This window comes from Nocardia noduli, from assembly GCF_019038455.1.
In the GTDB taxonomy this organism is placed as follows: Bacteria; Actinomycetota; Actinomycetes; order Mycobacteriales; family Mycobacteriaceae; genus Nocardia; species Nocardia noduli.
This window is the reverse complement of record NZ_JAFMPL010000038.1, coordinates 54,891-63,328: the sequence shown is the minus strand read 5'-3', so window position 1 is coordinate 63,328 and position 8,438 is coordinate 54,891. Positions and strand designations below refer to the sequence as shown.

The window sequence follows — 8,438 nt, the reverse complement described above, 5'->3', positions numbered from 1 at the left end:
GGACACCGGCCGAGTACGCTGCGGCCTGCACCCACACCCACCACCCGGTGGCCTGCGGGACCAACTGAATCCGAACGAAACAACCCGGACTCTATTCCCAAGTGGTCTCGTCATCGGGGACCGGTCAGCACTACGGCCGGTGACCGCGACCGGCAAGTCTCGGCCGCGAGCCATCGCCGCCCTTCAGGAGAAGCTGAACAAGCGGGTGACGCCGTCGAAATCCGACATCACCGCAGACACGGTCGTCGATCGCCTTATCGAGCAGTGGAAGACGAAAGTCGAACGATCCAAGCTGTCGCGGAACACCAAACGCCGCTATCTCGAGATTCTGGAGCTGCACCTCGCTCCACGCATCGGCAAACTCACTATCAGTGAGTGCACCACCCAAACCCTGGAGGTGACACTCGAAGACATCTCCGACGAGATCGGCAAGCCCACAGCCAAACTCGCCAAGACCTGCCTGTCTGGAATGTGGACGCTGGCAAGCCGCTACGGCGCCAGCGCGGGCAACATCGTCAAGCTGCTTGCCGCGATCAAGGTCGAGGACAAGCCGGTGGTGGCGTGGTCGCTGGATGAGGTGCAGCGCATTCGCGCGGGTCTACACACCGATAGACGTGCCCTACTCAACGGCATCGCCGACCTCGTGGACTTCCTCCTGGCCACCGGATGCCGCATCGGCGAGGCGATGGCGTTGAAGTGGAAACACTTCGACCTCGACTCCGCCAAACCGACCGTGCTCATCGAGGGAACCGTTATTCGCGTCAAGCACGAGGGCCTGATCATCCAGCCTCCATCCCAAAGGCGGCCCGAACGGTAAACGCCGCCTCCTGCTGCCGGACTGGGCCATCACGCGGCTGATTGCCCGACGCGACCAACTCCCCCACGAACCTGATGATCTGGTGTTCCCGTCCGCCCTGGGCACCCTGCGCGATCCACGCAATGCCCGCAAACAGATGAAGCGGGCACTCGACCGCATCGGGGTCACCGACATCCCGCAGAACCCGCACGCGGCACGCAAGACCGTCGGCACCACATTGGCCGAGGACGCCGACGGCGGACAGTCCGACATCGGCGTGGCCGCCGCACAGCTCGGCAATACCGAAGAGGTCACGCGACGCCACTACATTCAACGCACCCACCGCGGTCCCGATGCCCGCCACCGGTTCGATGCCTTCGCCTTGCCCGAGGAACGCGACAACACCGTGCAGACAGATCGAACATGACCGAACACAGACGACGACCGCTTGTGTAGCAAACATCCGGTTTCAGGTGATCCAGCGTCTGGATCACCTGAAACCGTGCACGTACAGAGGAATGCTTCCAGTTGAAAATGGAGAGTTGGGCGGTTTTCGCCCGGTCTGCAACCAGAGGGCAAGCCTGTGACCAGGCTGTTTGTGGGGCGGGCGGGGCTCGAACCCGCGACCAATGGATTATGAGTCCACGGCTCTAACCGACTGAGCTACCGCCCCTGTTCCGCGATGCTATCGCGGCGGTGGGGATGCTACCGGCTCCGGCGGGGCGTGCACCACTCGGATACCGGGGAGTGGATAGGGTGGCCCGGTATCCTCGACGAATCTGGAGGGCCGGGGTCATGGGTGGCGTGTTCGTGAATGTGTTGAAGGCGCATCAGTGGGTGTACGAGCACAGCCGGGGGGTGGTGGGGCATCGGGTGTTGTTCGGTAATCCGACGTTGTTGTTGCGGACGGTGGGGCGTAAGACGGGGGTCGACCGTACGTCGGCGCTGACGTACGGTCGGGACGGGGACGATTATCTGGTGACGGCGTCGAACGGTGGGTCGCCGCGGCCGCCGGGGTGGTTGGCGAACGCGAAGGCGGAGCCGCTGTGCGAGATTCAGGTCGGGACGAGCAGGATCACGGTGACGGCGCGGGCGACGTATCCCGATGATCCGGATTACGAGCGACGGTGGCGGATCGTGGACGAGGTTAATCAGGGGCGGTACACGGAGTATCAGAAGCAGACGAAGCGACCGATCGCGGTGGTGGTGCTGACGCCGGCTCGCTGAACGATTTTCAGCGGCCGACGCCTCGGGGGTGGTCGTAGCCGTAGTCCGCGCTGTCGGCGGGATTTGGTCGCTCCCAATGGTTTACGTCGTTCGGGGGCTTGCTCGCGTAGCGGACGACGGCGAAGACCAGGATGAGTACGGCGATGATCACGGCGAATACGATCAGTGTGTGCACCGACGCACATTAACGGTCGCCGAATTGCCGCAGGGAATCTCGATGACAGGTCACAAATCGGGGATGCTCAGTTTGTCAGCAGGGTGCGTCCCAAGGCGGTTCGATCGTCGATGGCGGTGTGCGCGTCGGTCGCGCGGTCGAGGGGGAAGGTCTGGCCGATGACCACTTCGATCTCCCCGGCGGCGACGGCGGACTGTGCGCGTTCGGCGAGGGCGTGCCAGTCGGTGTCGTCGCCGGTGATATCGAACAGGCCGAGTGCGACGATTCGGCGGGCGGCCAGAGCTTCTCGGTCCAGGTCTGCGAAATTTCCTGCGGCTGAACCGTATCCGATGAAGCGGCCGCCGTCGGCGAGTGCGTCGGTGGCATTCGCGCCGAGTGCGCCGCCGGCGCCGTCGAGCACGATGTTCACCTCGGAACCGCCGGTGGCGGCACGCGCCTTGTCGACCCAGTCGGGCTCGGAGTAGTCGACGACGACGTCGGCGCCGAGACGTTCGGCGAGTTCGAGTTTGGCCGAACCTCTTGCGGCCGCGATGACGTGTGCGCCTGCGGCGCGGGCGAATTGGATGAGCAGGGTGCCGAGACCGCCGCCTGCCGCGGTGATGAGTACCCATTCGCCCGGTCGCGGTGCGGCCCGGTCGAATATCGCCAGAGCGGTCTTGCCGTCGTGGGTCAACGCGACGGCTTGGGCGAAGGTGAGTGGGTCGGGGATTTCGATCAGGGTTCGTGCTTTGGCCGCCGCGCGTTCGGCGTAGCCGCCGATCGGCAGTCCGCCGCCGATTCCGCTGGCGGCCGTCGCGGTGGCGACGCGTTTGCCGATCCACGCCGGGTCGACGTCGGGCCCGACCTCGGTGACGACGCCTGCGACCGCTCCACCGGGGACGTACGGCGGTTCGACAGCGAAATAGTCCGTGCCCCAACCACTTCGCAACCGGGCGTCGAGGAACATCACGTCGGCCGCTGCCACGGCGACAATCACTTCCCCTGGCTCGGCAACCGGTTCCGGTACCTCGCGCACCTCGAGTACTTCCGGTCCGCCGAATTGCGTCACGTGGACTGCCCGCATGGTCTGCCTCCTACGATTCCTTGTCGCTGACAACAACCAGCATGGAACCTGAAGCGGACTCGAGGTCAAACGCTACGGGCGGATTTCGCTCGGCGCGAAATGTGGGGTCGGATCAGGATCCGCCGCCGCAACTACTGCTACTGCCGCCACCACAGCTACTACTACTGCTGCCGCCACCACACGAACTGCTGCTGCCGCCGCTACAGCTACTGCCGCTTCCCCCGCCGCAACTGCTCGCGCTGCCGCCGCCACCGCATCCGTGGTGGTGGCCGTCGTGATGCCCACCGTGGTTGCCGCCGGTCCAGTTGTCACCCGAGCCGCCCCAGAATGTTCCGGAGCCGGAATCGAATTCGGCACCCGAACCGCTCGCCGACCAGGGACCGTGCCCGGCTCCGAAACGCGCCGCGCCGTCGCGGAACTGCCCGGTCGCCTGGTTGATCATGTAGACGACGAAGGCGATGATGCCGCCGACCAGCAGCAGCGCGATCACCAGGATGACGAGAACCAGCACCATGCCGGAATGGTAACCGCGTTCGCTCTCGACGTCCGTGTGGCCGATCCCGCTGCGGCGCGCCCGCGCCGCCGTACAGTGAGTCGTGGTGCTTTTTCGAACCAGGGAGCGGCGCCGGATCGATCTGGGCGAGGTCGATCGGGCTGTGGCGGCACTCGAACTCCCCGAAGCGGTCTTCAAGACCTGCCCGTGGCAGCCTCGGGAGCTGGTCGAGACCGGATTGCGTCAATGGTTGCGCTGCTGCGGCGCGGCGATGCGCGACGGCCAGGTGGTCGGTATGCCGTCGCACGCGGTGGACGAGGCGTGGCACGGGCTGATCCTGTGCACGCAGCGGTACGGGGCCTTCTGCACGGCCGCCTACGGGCGGTTCCTGCACCATTTCCCCGACGGCGACGATTTCGTCGTCTCCGGCGCGACCTCGGGCGGGTCCAACGGCTCGATGACCGAACAGCTCGGCCGCACGGTGGTGGCCTGGTCGCTGGTGGCGAAACCGGGCGAGGACTGCGTGCTGTGGGATCTGGACCGCCGGGTCGGCGTCGATCACCCATGGGGAATCGACGCGCGACGGGTGGCCGCGATCGAGGCGGAACTCGGGCGGCCGGCCGCCGTCGACTAGGTGAGTTTCACCCGCGCGGCGACGAACCGGAAAGCGGCGGGCGCGAAGCGGCTGATCTGGAGTTGCAGCCGGGCCTCGGGGGTGATCGGGACGATGCTGCGGTCGCGTTCGACGGCGCGCACGATCTGTTCGGCGACCTTGTCCGGTGTGTAGCGCCGTCTGCGGTAGAGATCGTCGTAGCGGGCTTGTCTGCGCTTCTCCTCTTCGGCGCTTACGCCGGAGAACGTGGTGGTCGAGACGATATTGGTATGTACGACTCCGGGGCAGACGGTGTGCACCGATATCCCGCGCCCGGCCAGTTCCGTGCGCAGGCAGTCCGAGAACATGAATACCGCCGACTTGCTGGTCGAATACGCGCTGAAGCCCTGTTGCGGGCTGTAGGCGGCCATGCTGGACACATTGACGATATGTCCGCCGAGACCTCTGGCCGCCATCGCGGCGCCGAAGGCCCGGCAGCCGTTCACCACGCCGCCGAGGTTGATCCGCATGACCCGGTCGAATTCGGCGGACGGTGTGTCGAAGAATCCGCCCGCTTGGCCGATGCCCGCGTTGTTGATCAGGATGTCGGGCACGCCGTGCACCGTGCCGACCTCGCTCGCGTGCGACCGGACCTGTTCCTCGTCGGCGACGTCGAGCTGGTAGGCGTGCGCCGCCCCGCCGTCGGCGACGATCAGTTCCGCGGTTTCCTTCGCGGCGTCCAGGTTGATATCGGAGAGCACGATCTCGGCGCCGCGGCGGGCGAAGGCTCGCGCGGTCTCACGACCGATTCCGCTGCCCGCTCCGGTGATGACGACCAGTTGATCTTCGAAACGTCCTTTGTCGCTGTCGGTTTCGGCGCGGCGGAGACCCCTGGGCGTGACGCCGTCGCGGATCGCGTCGATCAGTTCGGTGGTCGCGGTCGCGAGCAGTTCCGGGTGGGAGAACGGCATCCAGTGTCCGGCGGGCACATCGCGACGCCACAGCCGTGACACCCACTTGTGCGCGTCGTCGTAGCCCGCGGGCCGGATCGCGACGTCACGACCGGCGACGATCAACTGGACCGGCACCTCGGTCCTGCGCTCACGCGGGGCGAGCATGCGCGGCAGGATGTTGGCCCGATAGATGAGCAGGCCCTCGATCGCGTCGCGCCGGAAGGTCGGGCCGAGGGAGATGTTCGCGGCCGGGGTGTCGTTCATGATCGACACGATCCGCTGCCAGCGATTCTCCTGCGCGACCATGCGGAAGATCCGGTCGAGTCCCGGTGTCATGGAGAAGACGGTGTAACCCGAGGACAGCAGTTGGGTGAACGGCTGCCACAGGTTGCGCGGGGTCGGCCGAGAGAGCTTGGCGCGCACCCACTTTCCGAGATGATCGAGGTTCGGACCGGATACCGAGGTGAACGAGGCGACCCGCGCGTCGGCGCCGGGTTCGCAGACGGCTTCCCATACCTGGATCGAGCCCCAGTCGTGGGCGAGGACGTGCACCGGTCGATCCGGGCTGACCGCGTCGGCGACGGCGAAGAAATCGGAGGCGAGCGCCTCGAGACGGTAGTCGGCGGCGCGGTCGGTACGGGTGGATCGCCCGTGTCCCCTGGTGTCGTAGGTGACCACGTGGAATCGCTCGGCCAGCAGCGGTACCACCGCGTCCCAGAGGTGGTGGGTATCGGGCCATCCGTGCACCAGGACGACGGTTTCCGCGGCCGGGTCACCGTACTCGTAGGCGGCGATCTCGAATCCGTCGTTGCGCACAACCCGTTCGGTGACCGCCTCGTCGATATCGGTTGTCGTCATTGCCGTCATCTCCTGATTCCCCTGGTGTGCACCGATGTCGTCACAGGTCGAGCACCAAACGCCCACCCTCGGCGCGCGACACGCAGACGAGCATGTCACCCGCGGCGTGCTCGGCCGCGGTGAGTACGGATTCGCGATGTTCCGGTTCACCCGCCAGTATGCGCACCGTGCAGGTGCGGCAGAAGCCCTGGCGGCACGAGTACGGCCGATCCGGGCGACGCTCCAGTATCGCGTCGAGCGCGGAGCGGTCTGCGGCGACTTCGAATACCTCACCGGTGGAGGCGATTTCGATCTCGAAGGGTTGCCCTTCGACGATCGGCGGCGGCGAGAACCGCTCGGAATGCAGTTCGACACGCCGGTCGCGCAGTGCGGCGGCGACGGCGGTGGTCATCGGGGTCGGCCCGCAGCAGTAGACGGCGGTCGTGGCGTCGACGCCGGGTAGCAGGGCCGCCGCGTCGGGTAGTCCGTGCTCGTCGTCGGTCCTGATGGTCACCCTTGTACCGAATCCGGCGATTTCGTCGAGGAACGGAATGGTGTCGCGGCTGCGGCCGGTGTACACCATGGACCAGTCGAGGCCGAGTCGCCGAGCCAGGCGCGCCATCGGCAGGATCGGGGTGATGCCGATGCCACCGGCGACGAAATGCACTCGGGTGGAGGGTGATCCGTATCCCGGGAGCGCGAAGGGGAAGGCGTTGCGCGGGCCGCGCACCACGAGGGGTGTGCCTGGGATCAAGTCGTCGTGGACTTCGACCGAACCGCCGCCGCCCTCGGGGATGCGGCGCACGGCGATCCGGTAGCCGTGCCGGTCGGCCGGGTCGCCGCACAGCGAGTACTGGCGGAGCCGTCCGGACGGCAGTTCCAGATCGAGGTGCGCGCCGGGTCGCCAGCGCGGCAGTTCCCCGCGATCGGGAGCTTCCAGCCGCAGGCTGACGACGTCCTGGTCGCGGGCCTCGATCCTCCGATCGGTCACCACGAGGGCCTGCCTGCGGTCGCGTTCGGGGGTTCCGACCTCACGGCGGTTGACGATCGTCGTCCATTTCAGCCGCGCCGTCGCGACGGCGTCGAGCACGCGGACCGCGCGGTCACGCTCGCGTCTGCCGAACAGATCGGTCGGCAGTTGTTCGGGGACGGGCCGCGGGCTCACGAGGCCCGCGCGGCGGGTGATGTCGCCAGGTAGGCGACGGCCTGGGCGGTCGAACCCACCGATTCCGGGTTGTAGCCGGGTTCGAAGGTCGACAGCGCGCTGCGCAGCAGTGAAGGCATTCCGGGCAACGTGCCCCGCCACATGGCGCCGAAGACGCGGGTGAGCAGGCGGGGGTAGCCGAGATCGGGTAGCGCGGGGTCCTGGTGGACCATGAATTTGGTACCGCGCACGACCAGGGTCAGGAAGACGGGGAAGACCAGACTCATGACCGCCGCGCGCCGCAGGTAGCCCGCGCCGAAATACACCGCGACGTCGTGCGCGACGTGCCGATGTTCGACCTCTTCCGCCCCGTGCCAGCGGAACAGATCGGCCACCCGTGGGTCGGCGTCGAATTTCTCCAGATCGGCATTGAGCACCCAGTCACCGAGGTAGGCGAAGAAATGCTCGAGGCAGGCGATGATCGCGAGCCGCTCCACGAGTTGCTGGTCCCCCACCGCGCCGTCGACGTCGCTCGAACCCAAGGTCTTGCGGAAGAGGTATTCGGCTTGACGCACATACGGCAGTGGATCGACGCCGTTGGCGGCGAACACCTCGCGCAGCACCCGATCGTGCGTTTCGGCGTGCATGGATTCCTGGCCGATGAAACCGAGCATCGCCTCGCGGAGTTTGTCGTCCTTCACGTACGGCAGCGCCTCGGAATAGGCGGCGCAGAACATGCGCTCGCCTTCGGGCAACAGCAGGTTCAGCGCGTTGATCAGGTGCGAGGCGATCGGTTCGGACGGCATCCAGTGCAGCGGGGTATCCGACCAGTCGAACCGGACGTTGCGCGCGTGCAGGGCGACCTCACCGGGATCGGTCTCCGGCCGCTGCTCACCCCAGCGAAGTAGCTTCATCGGTACTCCTCGATCTCACCCATCCACGCGGCGACCGCACCGGCGGCCACGATCGCGACACTGCGTCTCGCCGCGTGACTGTATCAACGATCATACGCATATATAGAACCGCGAGTAACACACATGTTGTCGCGACTCGATATCGCAACTCATACGGATTGGGGTCGTTGCGAGAGGGTAATCACACAGCGAGAAATGGAGCCCGTCCACTGTGATCGATCACGCAGCCGTTCGACCAAAAACT

The 8,438-nt window shown here is 66.4% G+C and carries 10 protein-coding genes and 1 tRNA gene; 4 read left to right on the top strand and 7 right to left on the bottom strand.

Features of this window, described 5'->3' with window-relative positions:
- Nucleotides 1–139 precede the first annotated feature (139 nt).
- Nucleotides 140–817 carry a site-specific integrase gene (locus tag JZ792_RS21050; protein ID WP_216912508.1) on the top strand — a complete coding sequence of 226 codons (678 nt, stop codon included), beginning with the start codon at nucleotides 140–142 and terminating at the stop codon, nucleotides 815–817.
- A gap of 82 nt (nucleotides 818–899) precedes the next feature.
- Nucleotides 900–1,223 carry a hypothetical protein gene (locus JZ792_RS21045; RefSeq protein ID WP_216912506.1) on the top strand — a complete coding sequence of 108 codons (324 nt, stop codon included), beginning with the start codon at nucleotides 900–902 and terminating at the stop codon, nucleotides 1,221–1,223.
- A 172-nt stretch (nucleotides 1,224–1,395) separates the two neighbouring features.
- Here the strand turns inward: JZ792_RS21045 and JZ792_RS21040 are convergent.
- Nucleotides 1,396–1,469: transfer RNA gene (locus JZ792_RS21040), tRNA-Ile, on the bottom strand.
- A gap of 122 nt (nucleotides 1,470–1,591) precedes the next feature.
- On the opposite strand from JZ792_RS21040, the gene JZ792_RS21035 reads away from it, so the two are divergent.
- Nucleotides 1,592–2,023, top strand: a complete 432-nt coding sequence (locus JZ792_RS21035; protein ID WP_216912504.1) for a nitroreductase/quinone reductase family protein — start codon at nucleotides 1,592–1,594, stop codon at nucleotides 2,021–2,023.
- A 7-nt stretch (nucleotides 2,024–2,030) separates the two neighbouring features.
- Here the strand turns inward: JZ792_RS21035 and JZ792_RS21030 are convergent, their stop codons facing one another.
- The 3 genes from JZ792_RS21030 to JZ792_RS21020 all read right to left on the bottom strand — a co-directional run bounded on the left by JZ792_RS21030 (nucleotide 2,031) and on the right by JZ792_RS21020 (nucleotide 3,775).
- Nucleotides 2,031–2,198 (bottom strand): hypothetical protein, encoded by a 168-nt coding sequence (locus JZ792_RS21030; RefSeq protein ID WP_216912502.1) that lies wholly within the window; start codon nucleotides 2,196–2,198, stop codon nucleotides 2,031–2,033.
- 67 nt (nucleotides 2,199–2,265) lie between these two features.
- On the bottom strand, nucleotides 2,266–3,261 hold the full coding sequence (locus JZ792_RS21025) for a zinc-binding dehydrogenase (RefSeq protein WP_216912500.1): 996 nt from the start codon (nucleotides 3,259–3,261) through the stop codon (nucleotides 2,266–2,268).
- A gap of 112 nt (nucleotides 3,262–3,373) precedes the next feature.
- Nucleotides 3,374–3,775, bottom strand: a complete 402-nt coding sequence (locus JZ792_RS21020; protein ID WP_216912498.1) for a hypothetical protein — start codon at nucleotides 3,773–3,775, stop codon at nucleotides 3,374–3,376.
- A gap of 85 nt (nucleotides 3,776–3,860) precedes the next feature.
- Here JZ792_RS21020 and JZ792_RS21015 point away from each other — a divergent pair, with 85 nt between their 5' ends.
- Complete coding sequence (locus tag JZ792_RS21015; protein WP_308165380.1) at nucleotides 3,861–4,388, top strand: UCP032817 domain-containing protein; 528 nt, start codon at nucleotides 3,861–3,863, stop codon at nucleotides 4,386–4,388.
- On the opposite strand, the gene JZ792_RS21010 is transcribed toward JZ792_RS21015, so the two are convergent.
- The 3 genes from JZ792_RS21010 to JZ792_RS21000 are packed head-to-tail and all read right to left on the bottom strand — an operon-like array spanning nucleotide 4,385 to nucleotide 8,194.
- Nucleotides 4,385–6,166: an SDR family oxidoreductase gene (locus JZ792_RS21010; protein WP_438804357.1), complete on the bottom strand. Its 1,782-nt coding sequence runs from the start codon at nucleotides 6,164–6,166 to the stop codon at nucleotides 4,385–4,387. The genes JZ792_RS21015 and JZ792_RS21010 overlap by 4 nt on opposite strands.
- A 31-nt stretch (nucleotides 6,167–6,197) precedes the next feature.
- On the bottom strand, nucleotides 6,198–7,301 hold the full coding sequence (locus tag JZ792_RS21005) for a PDR/VanB family oxidoreductase (protein ID WP_216912495.1): 1,104 nt from the start codon (nucleotides 7,299–7,301) through the stop codon (nucleotides 6,198–6,200).
- Entirely contained in the window at nucleotides 7,298–8,194 is an 897-nt protein-coding gene (locus tag JZ792_RS21000; protein ID WP_216912494.1) for a metal-dependent hydrolase, read from the bottom strand. The genes JZ792_RS21005 and JZ792_RS21000 overlap by 4 nt, the downstream gene beginning before the upstream one ends.
- Nucleotides 8,195–8,438: the final 244 nt, after the last annotated feature.